17 protein-coding genes are annotated in these 15,007 nt (G+C 52.8%); 10 read left to right on the forward strand and 7 right to left on the reverse strand.

The window, feature by feature from the left end:
* Window positions 1–21 precede the first annotated feature (21 nt).
* The 6 genes from G604_RS0106680 to G604_RS0106705 all read right to left on the reverse strand — a co-directional run bounded on the left by G604_RS0106680 (window position 22) and on the right by G604_RS0106705 (window position 5,125).
* A complete protein-coding gene (locus G604_RS0106680; protein WP_155941875.1) occupies window positions 22–264 on the reverse strand; it encodes a hypothetical protein in 243 nt (80 codons plus the stop codon).
* 122 nt (window positions 265–386) lie between these two features.
* The gene (locus G604_RS0106685) at window positions 387–902 is read right to left on the reverse strand and encodes a fimbrillin family protein (RefSeq protein WP_081657692.1); all 516 of its coding nucleotides are present in this window, start codon (window positions 900–902) and stop codon (window positions 387–389) included.
* A gap of 15 nt (window positions 903–917) precedes the next feature.
* The gene (locus tag G604_RS0106690; protein ID WP_028909902.1) at window positions 918–1,163 is read right to left on the reverse strand and encodes a hypothetical protein; all 246 of its coding nucleotides are present in this window, start codon (window positions 1,161–1,163) and stop codon (window positions 918–920) included.
* A gap of 165 nt (window positions 1,164–1,328) precedes the next feature.
* Window positions 1,329–1,913, reverse strand: a complete 585-nt coding sequence (locus G604_RS0106695) for a LemA family protein (protein ID WP_028909903.1) — start codon at window positions 1,911–1,913, stop codon at window positions 1,329–1,331.
* Window positions 1,914–1,989: 76 nt separating this feature from the next.
* Window positions 1,990–2,814, reverse strand: coding sequence for a TPM domain-containing protein (locus G604_RS0106700; protein WP_231376080.1), 825 nt, complete (start codon window positions 2,812–2,814; stop codon window positions 1,990–1,992).
* Entirely contained in the window at window positions 2,807–5,125 is a 2,319-nt protein-coding gene (locus tag G604_RS0106705) for a transglycosylase domain-containing protein (protein WP_028909905.1), read from the reverse strand. Before G604_RS0106705 ends, G604_RS0106700 begins: the two co-directional genes overlap by 8 nt.
* Window positions 5,126–5,241: 116 nt before the next feature.
* On the opposite strand from G604_RS0106705, the gene pyrB reads away from it, so the two are divergent.
* From pyrB to glyA, 3 genes are all read left to right on the forward strand, one after another.
* Entirely contained in the window at window positions 5,242–6,189 is a 948-nt protein-coding gene (gene pyrB / locus G604_RS0106710) for an aspartate carbamoyltransferase (RefSeq protein WP_028909906.1), read from the forward strand.
* Between the two features lie 62 nt (window positions 6,190–6,251).
* Window positions 6,252–6,707 carry an aspartate carbamoyltransferase regulatory subunit gene (pyrI, locus tag G604_RS0106715; RefSeq protein WP_028909907.1) on the forward strand — a complete coding sequence of 152 codons (456 nt, stop codon included), beginning with the start codon at window positions 6,252–6,254 and terminating at the stop codon, window positions 6,705–6,707.
* Window positions 6,708–6,710: 3 nt separating this feature from the next.
* Entirely contained in the window at window positions 6,711–7,991 is a 1,281-nt protein-coding gene (gene glyA, locus G604_RS0106720) for a serine hydroxymethyltransferase (protein WP_028909908.1), read from the forward strand.
* 153 nt (window positions 7,992–8,144) lie between these two features.
* Here the strand turns inward: glyA and G604_RS0106725 are convergent, their stop codons facing one another.
* Window positions 8,145–8,951 carry a DUF5715 family protein gene (locus tag G604_RS0106725; protein ID WP_028909909.1) on the reverse strand — a complete coding sequence of 269 codons (807 nt, stop codon included), beginning with the start codon at window positions 8,949–8,951 and terminating at the stop codon, window positions 8,145–8,147.
* 121 nt (window positions 8,952–9,072) lie between these two features.
* On the opposite strand from G604_RS0106725, the gene G604_RS0106730 reads away from it, so the two are divergent.
* The 7 genes from G604_RS0106730 to G604_RS15390 are packed head-to-tail and all read left to right on the forward strand — an operon-like array spanning window position 9,073 to window position 15,004.
* Window positions 9,073–10,065, forward strand: a complete 993-nt coding sequence (locus tag G604_RS0106730; RefSeq protein ID WP_028909910.1) for a PhoH family protein — start codon at window positions 9,073–9,075, stop codon at window positions 10,063–10,065.
* The gene (locus tag G604_RS0106735; protein WP_028909911.1) at window positions 10,049–10,999 is read left to right on the forward strand and encodes a phosphoribosylaminoimidazolesuccinocarboxamide synthase; all 951 of its coding nucleotides are present in this window, start codon (window positions 10,049–10,051) and stop codon (window positions 10,997–10,999) included. Before G604_RS0106730 ends, G604_RS0106735 begins: the two co-directional genes overlap by 17 nt.
* A 5-nt stretch (window positions 11,000–11,004) precedes the next feature.
* Complete coding sequence (gene ubiE, locus G604_RS0106740) at window positions 11,005–11,742, forward strand: bifunctional demethylmenaquinone methyltransferase/2-methoxy-6-polyprenyl-1,4-benzoquinol methylase UbiE (RefSeq protein ID WP_028909912.1); 738 nt, start codon at window positions 11,005–11,007, stop codon at window positions 11,740–11,742.
* 32 nt (window positions 11,743–11,774) lie between these two features.
* Window positions 11,775–12,530, forward strand: coding sequence for a shikimate dehydrogenase family protein (locus G604_RS0106745; RefSeq protein ID WP_028909913.1), 756 nt, complete (start codon window positions 11,775–11,777; stop codon window positions 12,528–12,530).
* A 40-nt stretch (window positions 12,531–12,570) separates the two neighbouring features.
* Window positions 12,571–13,734, forward strand: a complete 1,164-nt coding sequence (locus G604_RS0106750; RefSeq protein WP_028909914.1) for an AIR synthase-related protein — start codon at window positions 12,571–12,573, stop codon at window positions 13,732–13,734.
* A gap of 3 nt (window positions 13,735–13,737) precedes the next feature.
* Window positions 13,738–14,850: a peptide chain release factor 1 gene (gene prfA, locus G604_RS0106755; protein WP_028909915.1), complete on the forward strand. Its 1,113-nt coding sequence runs from the start codon at window positions 13,738–13,740 to the stop codon at window positions 14,848–14,850.
* 1 nt (window position 14,851) lies between these two features.
* Window positions 14,852–15,004, forward strand: a complete 153-nt coding sequence (locus tag G604_RS15390; RefSeq protein WP_196801098.1) for a hypothetical protein — start codon at window positions 14,852–14,854, stop codon at window positions 15,002–15,004.
* Window positions 15,005–15,007 lie beyond the last annotated feature (3 nt).

Below are 15,007 nucleotides of genomic sequence, written 5' to 3' on the forward strand. Positions count from 1 at the left end.
TGTATTCATTCCTCCGTCCTGTCAGGTCTTGATGGTAGCCTGGATATTCGTGGGATACCCATTGAAAATAACATCGGAACGGTAATAAAAGCCGGACTCAATGGTCAGCGGATCAAAACGGAAATAGGTTTCTGTACCGTCTTTCAAGGTCAGACGGATATAGCAGGGATATTTCGTGGTAAACTCCTGTGGCGGTAGCAGGGCCATCGCCTTGAAGGTCGTCGCCTCGTTGTCATCGGCGATCTTCAGAAAGTCTACCGGCACACAATTGCTGGCCGTCCCCGTCACGCCCGTACGCGGATTAAACCCTACTTTCGTATAGGCATCGTAAAGCGCTAACTTGGCTCCTTGGAAATCACCGGCTTTCAGTCCGCCCGTCAGCGAGATCAGCGACAGAGCTTACGCTTCATCGGAATCACGGCGGCACCATCGGCTCCGATCGTTGCGGCCTCTCCCCAGAGCAGATCACTGTTGAGATAGCCCTCTTCCGTACTTTGGTCGGTCTGCACCTGGAAAGCAGAAGTCTCCGGCAAGTCCTTGAAACCATCGCCATAAGGAGCACAGGCAATGACCTGCGTGCCGGCATCCGGTGCGGCAGGTACTGTTGTGCCGTCGTCAGGAACGAGGTTATTGAACTGTCCGTTACCTTTGTATTTGAGGTTATCAAAAGCAAAGCTGTTATCAGACTTCAGGCCGAAGAGGCCTACACGCGTCCTGCTGTCCAGCAGCCCCGTTTGCAACGAATGTCCCACGACACGGGAAGCAGCATCCGGTGGCATCGTATACCTCACCGACAGCCTTGCAGCCTCGGGCACAAGGATTCCACCCTCGTCCGTCTGCGACGAACAAGCGAAGAGCAGAGGAAAAGTGAAAAGTGTAATAATAGGTTCAAGTATTCTCATTATCTCAAGATTATTTTATTCAGTAGGAATAGCAGTCTCACCGGGATCATCCCAAGAGGCGGAAGGCGTGGTCGAAGTGAAGTCCTCAAAGTCAGAGGATTTCGCGGTTTTAGTGCCGGGAACACCTGATTTATCTTCTTGCTTTCCCGCGGCCGCTCCTCCGGACGTATCACAGATTTCCGACAACTCCATCTCAACGACATGGATCATCGGTTTCTGGTAAGATTGCATTTTCTTTAGCGATTTAAGTTCAGTAACCATGTTTCAAAATTTCTAGTTATCAAATATCGTATTCACATTTCGACAGCTAAGATAGCTAAAAAATTTTAAACACGCAAATAAAAAAACGAGAAAAAAATAATTTTAGGGGCAACATGGATTATGTTTTAAAAAAAGGCTAAACATGATCCATGATGTCCCTACTACTTAGATATCCAAATCAGGCGCTTTCTCGGCACCACTGGCGGCCTCGAACTTCGCCATTTTGTCGAAGCCGAACATGCCGGCAACGAGGACATTCGGCATACGACGGATCGTCACGTCATAATCCTGCACGGCCTCATTATACTGCTGACGGGCCTCATTGATGCGGTTCTCCGTTCCTTCAAGCTGCGTCTGCAAATCCTGGAAGTTCTCACTGGCTTTCAACTGCGGATAATTCTCGCTGACAGCCATCAACTTTCCAAGGGCTGCAGAGAGTTCTCCCTGCGCCTCCTGGAACTGGCGGATCTTTTCCGGCGTGAGATCACCGGCATCGAGCTTGATCTGTGAGGCTTTCGAACGGGCCTCCGCTACCTCCTTGAACGTCTCATTCTCATGCTTAGCATAAGCCTTGACGACTTTCGTGAGATTCGGAAGCAGGTCTGCACGACGCTGATACGTTGCCTGTACGTTGGCCAAGGCCGTCGTCGCCGTCTCCTGTTTACTGACCATACCATTGTATGCACTCACGCCCCAGAGGATGATCACGACAATCACGCCGAGGGCAATCCATAATCCTTTGTTCTTCATATTCTTTCGTTTTTATTGATAGCTCACAATATAGCTCGCAATAGATTTTTATAGCTCACAATAGAAATAAAATAACTTACCATCCGCCGCCGGCACCACCGCCACCGAAGGAGCCGCCGCCAAAGAAGCCGCCACTGTCGAAGTCGGAGCCACAGGAGCCACTGTCGCCTCCACCGAAGAAGATGATCGGCGGAATACCGCCATCACCATCATGCCTACGGCCGCCACCACCTCTTGGACCATGACGGTTACGCCACCAGGCATAGAGCATCGGCGAGAAGATAACGAGAAGGAGAAGCATCACCGCCCATGTCGGCAAATCATCCTCTTCTTCCCCGCTGGTCTGAACGACATGTTCAAACTGGGCGTTGTTTCCCTTCAACTTATAATAGAGCGCCTTCGACGTACTGACGACGGCATTATCGAGGTCATCATTGCGCATGTTGTCACGGATACAGTTGCGGCCGATACGTCCACACTCCACATCCGTCAGCACGCCCTCGACACCTTTTCCCGGTGCGATAAAGTATTGATGGTCCTCTACGGCGATGACGACGACGAGGCCACTGCGCTCCTTCTTCGTACCGACACCATATTGATTGCCGACATCCTCGGCCATACGGAAGGCATCACCATTCTTCACGGCAGCGGCCACGATAAAGAGCGGCTGCACGCCCGTCTCCTTCTCGATCCGTCCGAGCCAGTAGTTGGCGGAGTCACGGGCCTCGTCGGAGACGAGCTCATCGGGATCAGTAAGATACTGCGTGCGGTCCTGCAAGTAAGCAATAGGCACGTCTTCGGCCGTCCACACCTTCGCCTGAATAGCGGAGGAGAAGACGAACAGCAGAAGGGCGAAGAGCAGCATACTGCCCTCTCTCCTACCATTTACGGATCTATTCAAAGACTTCATCAATTCCATTCGCGTCCATCTGACTGTCCTCCTTCAGACAGGGATTATACTCCGCCGGTAGTCCGAACGTCGCTTTCTCATTATAAGGTAAGGACGGGTCGGCATAGACCTTCTTCATAAAGATCGCCCATACCGGCAGCGCCATCGTTGCACCCTGTCCCATCTTCATCGAGTCGAAATGGATGTCACGGTCCTCACCGCCTACCCAACAGCCACTGACGAGCTGTGGCGTGAAGCCCATGAACCAACCATCGGAGTTATTATTCGTCGTACCGGTCTTCGCGCCGATCTGTCCCGTGAAATGGTAGTTGTAACGCAGCCGTCCTGCCGTACCGCCATCGACGACGCCCTGGAGCAGGACGAGCATCTTGTTGGCACAGTCGGCGGAGATCACCTCATTCATACGCGGCTGGAAACGTGCGATGACATTGCCCTCATTATCCTCGATGCGGGTCACGAAGAGCGGCGCACAACGGATGCCGTGATTGGCAAAGGTGCTGTAAGCACTCACCATCTCTGCCACGCTGACCTCGCAAGGACCGAGACAGAGGGACATCGACGCATGGATATCGGGGTTGTTGATGCCGTAGTCATGCAGGAGCTGGACGAACTGCTGCGGATTGAGCTTACTCATCAAGTAGGCTGAGATCCAGTTGTTCGACTGCGCGAGACCCCATTTCAGCGTCACCATCTGTCCGTAACGGGCATGACTGGCATTACGGGGCGTCCAGCGCTCACCGGCCACGATATACGTCTGCTGACGGTTCGGCGCCAGATCACAAGGCGAGAAACCATTCTCCATGGCCAGAGAATAGAGGAACGGCTTGATGGTGGAACCCACCTGACGACGGCCCGCCGTAACCATATCGTACATGAAATGGGCGTAGTCGATACCACCGACATAAGCCTTCACGGCTCCCGTCTTCGGATCCATGGACATGAAACCGGCCCGCAGGAATTTCTTATAGTATTTGATGGAATCGAGCGGCGTCATCACCGTGTCCAGATCGCCGTGATAGGAGAAGACCGTCATGTCCGTAGGTGTATGGAATGCCTTATGGATCTCCTCATAGCTGAATCCCGCAGCGCGCATATTCCGCCAGCGCTCACTCTGTTCCACCGACCGTCCGAGGATCTGGTGTACCTGTGTGGCCGTAAGTTTGCCGGAGAAGGGCGCATTGGGCTTATTACGGTTCTCTGCATCGAAAGCAGGCTGCAGGAAATTGGCTATCTGCTGAAAGACAGCTTCCTCGGCATAACGCTGCATACGCGAGTCGATCGTCGTGAAGACCTTCAGGCCATCGGTGTATACATTATAAGGTGTACCGTCTTTCTTGAAGTTCTTGTTGCACCAGCCATAGAGCGGATCCGAGGCCCAGGTGATAGAGTCGATGACAAACTGGCTCTGGTTCCACAACGGATAATCGCTGCGGTCGGGGCGTTTCGCCATCATATACTGACGGAGGAACTCACGGAAATAGACGGCCGTACCATCCTTGTGGTCAATACGGTGGAAGTTAAGCGTCAAGGGTTCACTGCTGTATTCCGCATATTCCGCGGGAGAGAGATAACCGGCCTTCACCATCTGACCAAGGACGACATTGCGGCGCTGACGGGAGCGCTCAGGATAACGGACGGGATTGAAATAGGAGGGATTCTTACAAAGACCTATCAGCGTGGCACTCTCCACGAGATTCAGGTCCTTGGGCTCCTTATTAAAATAGGTGTTGGCGGCCCGCTTGATGCCCACGGCATTATGCAGGAAGTCAAAATAGTTGAGATAGAGGGCAATAATCTCCTCTTTCGTGTAGTAACGCTCGAGTTTGATCGCGATGACCCACTCGATCGGCTTCTGAAGCAAGCGCTCCATCGTTGTCTGTGCCGGATGCTGGTTCGACCATACCTGCTTGGCCAACTGCTGCGTGATGGTGGAGCCACCGCCGGCATTGGCCTGACCGAGGAAACCACGCTTGACGACAGCACGTGTGAGGGCCTTGAAGTCGATACCGGAATGCTCGTAGAAACGCTCATCCTCCGTCGCCACGAGGGCCTTTACTAAATAAGGTGACATCTTGGAATAAGGAATAACGATACGGTTCTCCTTATTCATATTCCATGTTCCCATTACCTTACCATCGGAGGAATAGACCTGTGAGGCAAAACGGTTGATAGGATTCTGCAGATCTTCTATATCGGGCATATATCCGATCCAACCGAACCAGATGGCCACGAAGGCAAAGACGGAGACACCGAAAATGGTGGCCATCGCTGCCCAGAGAAAGTGTATGAACTTACGTCTCATTGCTTTATTTTCTTCTTTATCGTGCAAAAATACGATAATTTTTTCGAAAACCAAGCCATAAGTCAAAAATATTGTGTAACTTTGGAGTCGAATTCGGAACAATCACCAAGATATAAATGGAAAAGCATAACTTTGTAACGATTGCCGACCTCTCCAAGGAGCAGTTGCTCTACCTGCTGGAGATGGCCCGGGAGTTCGAGAAACATCCCAACCGGGAGCTGTTGAAAGGAAAGGTCGTCGCGACCCTTTTCTTTGAACCTTCCACGCGTACCCAACTCAGTTTTCAAACCGCTGCCAACCGCCTCGGTGCCCGCGTCATCGGTTTCTCCGATGCCAAGACATCCAGTACGACAAAAGGCGAGACGCTTAAGGACACCATCCTCATGGTCAGCAATTATGCTGACATCATCGCCATGCGGCATTATATAGAAGGTGCGGCCCTCTATGCCTCCGAGGTAGCTCCCGTGCCTATCGTCAATGCCGGTGACGGCGCCCACATGCACCCCTCTCAGTGTCTCCTTGACCTCTACTCCATCCAGAAGACACAGGGCACACTGGAGAACCTGAACATCTACCTCGTCGGTGACCTCAAATACGGTCGTACCGTTCACTCACTGATCATGGCCATGCGCCATTTCAACCCAACGTTCCACTTTATTGCGCCAAAGGAACTGGCTATGCCTCAGGAATATAAGCTATACTGTAAAGAGCACAACATCAACTTCAAGGAACATACGAAATTCGATGCTAATGTCATCGCCGATGCCGACATTCTCTATATGACACGCGTACAGAAAGAGCGTTTCAGTGACCTCATGGAATACGAACGCGTGAAGAATGTCTACCGTCTCACACGTGACATGCTCTGCAATGCCAAAGAGAATATGAAGATCATGCACCCGCTGCCGCGTGTCAACGAGATCGCCTATGATGTCGACGAGGATCCCCATGCTTACTATATCCAGCAGGCCAAGAACGGCCTCTTCGCCCGTGAGGCCATCTTCAGCTATTGCCTCGGCTATACCCTTGATGATATCCGAAATGATAAGACCATCATCGAGTAAAAGTAAAGAAGTAAAAAAGTTAAAAGGTAAAAAGGCAAGAAAAGTAAAGAAGTAAAGGTAATATGGCAAGAAAAGAATTACTCGTCAGCGCCATTGAGAACGGCACTGTCATCGATCATATCCCGGCCGAGAAGACCTTTCAGGTGGTGAACCTCCTGCACCTACAGGATGAGAAGAACCCCGTGACCATCGGCTACAACCTGCCGTCGAAGAAAATCGGCCGCAAGGGAATCATCAAAGTATCCAATAAGTTCTTCACCGATGAGGAGATCAACCGACTGAGTGTCGTGGCTCCGAAGATCGTGCTGAACATCATCAAGAACTATGAGGTCGTGGAGAAGAAACTCGTGGAGACTCCCGATGAGCTCCGTGGCATTGTGAAATGCAACAACCCCAAGTGCATCTGCAACAACGAGCCCATGGAGACCTGGTTCACTATCCAGGACAAGGAGCACGGCATTCTCCGCTGCCATTACTGTGACAAGGAACAAAACATCAATAATGTTGAACTAGTGTAAATTATGAGAAGAGATCAAGAGATTTTCGACCTGATTGAACAGGAGCACCAGCGTCAGCTGCGTGGTATGGAACTCATCGCTTCCGAGAACTTCGTCAGCGACGAGGTCATGGAGGCCATGGGCAGTTATCTGACCAACAAATACGCCGAGGGCCTGCCCGGCAAGCGCTACTATGGTGGCTGCTATGTCGTAGACCAGGTGGAGACGATCGCCATTGAGCGCGTGAAGAAACTTTTCGGTGCCGAATATGCCAACGTGCAGCCGCACTCCGGCGCACAGGCTAACCAGGCCGTTCTCCTCGCCGTCCTCAAACCCGGCGACACCTTCATGGGCCTCGACCTTGACCAGGGCGGTCACCTGTCCCACGGCAGCAGTGTCAACACCTCCGGTATCCTCTATCACCATGTCGGCTATACGCTGAACCGTGAGACGGGCCGTGTTGACTATGATGAGATGGAGCGCCTCGCGCTGGAGAACAAGCCGAAACTGATCATCGGTGGTGGCTCTGCCTACAGCCGTGAATGGGACTATGAGCGCATGCGCAAGATCGCCGACGAGGTCGGTGCCCTCCTCATGATTGATATGGCTCACCCCGCCGGCCTCATCGCTGCCGGATTGCTGAAAAACCCCGTGAAATACGCGCATATCGTTACCACAACAACCCATAAGACGCTCCGCGGTCCCCGTGGCGGTGTCATCATGATGGGTAAGGACTTCGACAACCCGTGGGGACTGACCACAAAAAAGGGTGTTGTCAAAAAGATGAGCCAGCTCCTCAACTCCGCCGTCTTCCCGGGCAACCAGGGTGGCCCGCTGGAGCATGTCATTGCCGCCAAGGCTGTCGGCTTCGGTGAGAACCTCCTGCCGTCCTGGAAAGAATATGCCACACAGGTGAAGAAGAATGCCGCCGTCCTCGCTGACGACCTCATCGCCCACGGCTTCGGCATCGTCTCCGGTGGTACCGACAACCACTCCATGCTCCTCGACCTTCGTCAGAAATATCCTGATCTAACCGGTAAGGTCGCAGAAGCCGCTCTCGTTGCCGCCGACATCACCGTCAACAAGAACAAGGTGCCGTATGACGAGCGCAGTGCGTTCCAGACTTCCGGTATCCGTCTCGGTACCGCTGCTATGACCACCCGTGGCGCCAAGGAAGACATGATGCACCTCATCGCTGATCTCATCGACGAGGTTCTGAAGGATCCCGAGAATGACCAGGTTATCAAGCGCGTCAAAGAGAAGGTCAACGAAACGATGAAGAAGTATCCCCTCTTCGCATACTAAGGATTGCAGGGGCCGTCCCTTGTGGCGGCCCGCCGTTTTTCGACGGATTATTATAATAAAATCCCCGCCTGCCACAGACAGACGGGGATTTTTTATGGGCGTGTCTCGCATTTCACTCCCCTCTCCCTTGGGAGAGGGGTTGGGAGTGGGGCCTTACTTCACCGTAATATGAAAGCACCCTTGATTAACCTCATATTTGATATAGCAGCGGTTATGTTCACGGAAATCCCGAAGGACCTCACTGAGTACCCATTTCAACGTATCGTTGCGGACCTCACGGCGATGCTCACCGGGAGCCTCCACCGTTTTATATCGGTTATAGCTGAGATCGAAAGTCGTGCCATACATGTGACAACTGTTCTGTGTGGCATTATGGTTATGACTGCGGAGCTTCGACACATCCTCCTTACTGCGAAGAATACTTGTAATAATGAGTTTATGAAGTGGAATACCTTTACACTGCAGACTGTCGAAATAGGCACGGCCAATATCCTGTAGAAGAATAGAGGCACGCGGCACGAGGTAAGGAATACTCGATTTCAGGTTCTCCACATAGAAGTAAGGGTTGCTGCCCACATAGACGAGCTGCTTCGTGTTGCGCGCCGCCTCCGCACGGTTGGCCACCGGCGTCACGCCCCACCGCCCGGCGGCAGTGAGCTGTACGTCATTCTGGTCGGGAAAGGTATTCCCGAAATTCGGCACACTGAAGATGCGGCGCTTGGCCAGTGTCCCGTCAGCATTATAAAAGATGGATTGTTCCTTATTTTTATTCGGGTCCAATACGTCGGAATCCACGACGAGCTCATCCGTCGCCAGTGTCTTCACCTCTTTCTTCATCTCCTGATGCTTGGCCGCCTTCAACCGTGGTTTGGCCAGTGATGGGAAGAGGAGCCTCAGAAGGAAGAGCACGAGGACGATGGCGGAAAAAACCAACAGAAATCTACTTTTTCTCAGCTTCATTTTTATCGTTTCGTAAAATCGGACGCAAAGGTAAGAAAAAAAGAACAGATAAAGATGGGGTTTCAATATTTTTTAGTAATTTTGCACCATAATATTATACATTATATTTCGCGAAACAAAATTGATAGAGAAACATATCGTACTTGAAGATATCGACCCCGTGGTATTCTATGGGGTGAACAACGGCCATCTGCAGATGATCAAGTCACTCTTCCCCAAGCTGCGCATCGTAGCCCGCGACAATGTCATCCGTATCCTCGGCGATGAGGAAGAGATGGCGAAGGTGGAAGAGGATATTGAGAATATGCGCAAGCATGTGCTCAAATACAACACCATCAGCGAGGAGGATATCCTCGACATCGTGAAGGGGAAGAAGACGAAGGCTGACAGTGTCAAGGGCGTCCTCGTCTACTCCATCAGCGGCCGGCCCATCAAGAGCCGCAGTGCCAACCAGCAGAAGCTCATCGACGCTTTTGAGAAGAACGACATGATCTTCGCCGTCGGTCCCGCGGGAACGGGAAAGACCTATCTGAGCATCGCCCTCGCCGTGAAGGCATTAAAGGAAAAGACCGTGAAGCGCATCATCCTCTCCCGCCCCGCCGTAGAAGCCGGAGAGAAACTCGGATTCCTGCCCGGCGATATGAAGGATAAGATCGACCCGTATCTCCAGCCGCTCTATGATGCCCTCGAAGATATGCTTCCCGCCGTGAAGCTGCAGGATATGATGGAGAAACACATCATCCAGATTGCCCCGCTGGCCTTTATGCGCGGCCGCACGCTGAGTGATGCCATCGTCATCCTCGACGAGGCCCAGAACACCACGCCGCAGCAGATCCGCATGTTCCTCACACGAATGGGCTGGAACACGAAGATGATCATCACCGGCGACCTCACGCAGATCGACCTGCCGAACCGTCAGATGAGCGGTCTGAAAGAAGCCCTGCGTATCCTCAAGGGTATCGAGGGCATCAGTATCATCGAACTCGGCAAGGAGGATATCGTCCGCCATAAGCTCGTCACGCGCATCGTCAACGCCTATGACGCTTATGACAACCGGATGGAAGAAGAAAGAGAATTCTATAAAAATAAAAACAAAAATGAAAGCATTAACTAAGACCGATTTCCATTTTGATGGACAGAAGAGTGTGTATCATGGTAAAGTACGTGATGTCTACAACATCAATGACGACCTCATGGTCATGGTCGCCACAGACCGTATCTCCGCCTTCGACGTCGTCCTGCCGAAAGGTATTCCTTTCAAAGGTCAGGTGCTGAACCAGATCGCCGCCAAGTTCCTCGACCTGACGAGTGATATCTGTCCGAACTGGAAACTGGCCACACCGGATCCGATGGTCACCGTCGGTCTGAAGTGTGAGGGCTTCCGCGTGGAGATGATCATCCGCTCCATCCTCACGGGTAGCGCATGGCGCGCCTACAAGGACGGCTGCCGTGAGCTCTGTGGTGTCAAGCTCCCCGACGGCATGCGTGAGAACGAGCGTTTCCCCGAACCGATCATCACGCCGACGACAAAGGCTGACGAGGGTCACGACATGAACATCTCCAAGGAGGAGATCATCAAGCAGGGCCTCGTGAGTGCAGAAGACTATGCCGTCATCGAGGACTATACCCGTAAGCTCTTCCAGCGTGGTCAGGAGATCGCCGCCAAGCAGGGTCTCATCCTCGTGGATACGAAGTATGAGTTCGGCAAGCGCGACGGGAAGGTCTACCTCATCGACGAGATCCACACGCCCGACTCCAGCCGTTATTTCTATGCTGACGGCTATGAGGAGAAGTTCGCCAAGGGTGAGCCGCAGCGCCAGCTCTCCAAGGAGTTCGTCCGTCAGTGGCTCATCGAGCATAACTTCATGAACCAGCCCGGTCAGAAGATGCCTGAGATCACTGATGAGTATGCTGAGAGTGTCAGCGAGCGCTACATCGAACTCTACGAGCATATCACGGGTGAGAAATTCGACAAGGCTGCCGAAGAGGGTGATATCGCTGCCCGTATTGAGAAGAACGTGAAGGCCTATCTCGCCAGCCGCAAGTAAGAAAGATGACCTACCAACAGGAAAAGATCAAGCCCTATGACGGCCACGGGGAAAAGGGGAAGCTCGTGGAGGAGATGTTTGACAACATCGCCCCGACGTACGACACCCTGAACCACCGGCTGTCATGGGACATCGACAAGGGATGGCGGCGCAAGGCGATCAAGGCCTTGCTGCCCTATCATCCCCGCCGTATTCTCGACATCGCTACGGGAACGGGAGACTTCGCCATTCTGGCGGCCCGCATGCTCCGTCCCGACGAGCTCATCGGCGCAGACATCTCCGAAGGTATGATGAAGATCGGTCGGCAAAAAGCCGCCGCACTCGGTCTCGACAAAGTCATCTCCTTTGCCAAGGAGGACTGTCTCCATCTCTCCTTCCCCGACAACAGTTTCGATGCTGTCACCGCCGCCTTCGGCATCCGTAACTTTCAGAACCTCGACCAAGGACTGCGAGAGATGTGCCGCGTGCTCAAGCCCGGCGGCCATCTGAGCATCGTGGAACTGACGACACCCGTTGCCTTCCCCATGCGACAGCTCTTCCACCTCTATGCCCATACCGTCCTCCCCGTCTACGGCCGTCTGATCTCCAAAGACCAGAGTGCCTACGGCTATCTGACGAAGACCATCGAGGCCTTCCCACAGGGAGAGACGATGATGAAGGTACTGCGGCAGGCCGGATTCAGCGAGGCCCATTTCCGTCGCCTCACCTTCGGCATCTGTACGATGTATACCGCTACCAAATAATTTTCCACATTACTATATTATACTGATCACGTATGGATAAATATGGACTCATAGGATATCCCCTCGGACATTCCTTCTCAAAAAACTATTTCAATGAGAAATTCGCCAACGAGCATATCGATGCCGAGTACATCAACTTCGAGATTCCGACCATCGAGGACCTGCCGGAGATCATCGACTCCAATCCAACCTTAAAAGGATTCAACTGTACGATACCCTATAAGGAAAAGGTGATCAGCTATCTCGACGATATCACGCCTGAGGCCCGTGCCATCGGTGCCGTCAATGTTGTCAGGGTCACTCATAAAGGCCGGAAGATCTACCTTAAAGGTTATAACAGTGATGTCATCGGTTTCACGCGCTCTATAGAGCCGCTGTTGGAGAAATGTCACCACAAGGCCCTCATCCTCGGTACCGGCGGTGCGTCGAAAGCCATTAACTTCGGGCTGAAGTCGCTCGGTCTGCAGACACTCTTCGTCTCCCGTCATCCCAAAAACGGCGCGATCAGTTATGAGGACGTGACACCGGAAATTGTCAAGGAATATCCCGTTATCGTCAACTGTACCCCCGTGGGCATGTATCCCCATGCCGACAACTGTCCGAAACTGCCTTACGAGGCGATGGATATCCATACGCTCCTTTATGACCTCATCTATAATCCTGATGAGACACTCTTCATGAAGAAAGGCCGCGAGCATGGCGCCACGGTCAAGAACGGTCTTGAGATGCTCCTGCTCCAGGCTTTCGCCAGTTGGGAGTTCTGGCACGATGAAGAAGTAAAAAAGTAAAGAAGTAAAATATTAAAAGGAGGAAAAGATAACAACGAAAATGAATAACCGATATATGATGCGCGGCGTCTCTGCCGCAAAGGAAGATGTGCATAACGCCATCAAGAATATAGACAAGGGTATCTTCCCGCAGGCTTTCTGTAAGATTATCCCCGATATCCTCGGTGGAGATCCCGAGTATTGTAACATCATGCATGCCGATGGTGCCGGCACGAAATCCTCCCTCGCTTATATGTACTGGAAGGAGACCGGCGACCTGAGCGTGTGGAAAGGTATCGCGCAGGATGCCATCGTCATGAACACCGATGACCTGCTGTGCGTCGGTGCCGTGGATAACATCCTCGTCTCCTCCACCATCGGCCGTAACAAGATGCTTGTCCCGGGAGAAGTCATCTCTGCCATCATCAACGGCACCGATGAGCTCCTCGCCGAGCTCCGTGGCATGGGCATCGGCATCTGGCCAACTGGCGGTGAGACGGCTGATGTCGGCGACCTCGTACGTACGATCATCGTCGACTCCACCGTCACCTGCCGTATGAAGCGTAAGGATGTCATCAATAATGCCAACATCCGTCCCGGTGATGTCATCGTCGGCCTCTCCTCCACCGGTCAGGCTACCTACGAGCACCGCTATAATGGCGGCATGGGCAGCAACGGTCTGACGAGTGCCCGTCATGATGTCTTTGCCAAATACCTTGCCACAAAATATCCCGAGAGCTATGACCATGCTGTCCCCGACGACCTCGTCTACAGTGGTAAGTACAAACTCACCGACGCTATCGACGGCGTCCCCGTCAATGCCGGCGAGCTCGTCCTCTCCCCGACACGTACCTATGCCCCCGTCATCAAGAAGCTCCTCGACGAGCTGCGTCCGGAGATCCACGGAATGGTCCACTGCACCGGTGGCGCCCAGACGAAGGTGCTGCATTTCGTTGGTGAAAACTGCAAGGTCGTGAAGGACAACATGTTCCCTGTACCGCCGCTCTTCAAGACGATCCATGACTGTTCCGGCACTGACTGGAAAGAGATGTACCAGGTATTCAACATGGGCCATCGCATGGAGATCTATGTCCGTCCCGAGGTTGCCGAGAAGGTCATTGCCATCAGCAAGAGCTTCAACATCGACGCACAGGTTATCGGACATATCGAGGAAGGCAAAAAGAGCCTGACTATTCACTCCGAGTTCGGAACATTCGAATATTAATTTATGGCAGACAACAATAAGATATTAGAAAAACTCGACGGCCTCGAGGCGCGCTTCGAGGAGGTGTCGACACTCATCACCGATCCTTCCGTCATCGCCGACCAGCAGCGTTATGTGAAGTTGACGAAGGAATACAAGGATCTGAGTGAGATCATGAAGGCGCGCAAGAAATATGTAGACTGTCTCAACGCCATCAAGGAAGCCAAGGACATCCTCGTCAACGAGAGTGATGCCGAGATGAAGGACATGGCACGCGAGGAACTGTCGGAGAATGAGGAGAAGCTGCCGAAACTCGAGGAAGACATCAAGATCGCCCTCGTGCCGAAGGATCCCGAGGATGCCAAGAACGTACAGATGGAGATACGTGCCGGAACGGGCGGTGACGAGGCCTGCCTCTTCGCCGGTGATCTCTTCAATATGTACAAGCGCTTCTGCGAGAGCAAGGGCTGGACGGTGAGTGTCACCGATGTCTCCGAGGGTGCCGTCGGCGGTTTCAAGGAGATCGACTTCGCCGTCAGTGGCAATGATGTCTACGGCACGCTGAAATACGAGAGTGGTGTCCACCGTGTCCAGCGTGTCCCTGTCACCGAGTCCAACGGCCGTATGCAGACCTCCGCCGCTACCGTCGCCGTCCTCCCCGAAGCTGAGAAATTCGAGGTTCATATCAATGAGGGCGACATCAAGTGGGATACGTTCCGTTCCAGTGGTGCCGGTGGTCAGAATGTCAACAAGGTCAGTTCCGGTGTCCGTCTGCGCTATCCGTGGAAGAACCCAAATACCGGCGAGGTGGAAGAGATCCTCATCGAGTGTACGGAGACACGAGACCAGCCGAAGAACAAGGAGCGTGCGCTGAGTCGTCTGTATACCTATATCTACGATCACGAGCATCAGAAGTATGTCGACGATATCTCCAACCGCCGCAAGAGCCTCGTCTCCACGGGCGACCGCAGCGCGAAGATCCGCACGTACAACTTCCCGCAGGGCCGTGTCACCGATCACCGCATCGGCTATACGACCCACGACCTGCAGGGTTTCCTCAACGGTAATATCCAGCCGATGATCGATGCCCTCACCGTCGCCGAGAATGCCGAGAAACTCAAAGAAGCAGAATTATAATATGGGAATCAGATTCACGAAAAAAGAGGATGATGCCGAGGAGAAGGACAAGACCGTTCAGGCCAGTGAGTTCATCCAGCGCGTCACTTCCATGAAACAAAGAAAGTCCGAGGATAAGATCCAAGAGATCCCCTGGACGGAAATAGAAAAATAACCG

The sequence above is a fragment of the Prevotella sp. AGR2160 genome, assembly GCF_000424185.1.
Classification (GTDB): domain Bacteria; phylum Bacteroidota; class Bacteroidia; order Bacteroidales; family Bacteroidaceae; genus Prevotella.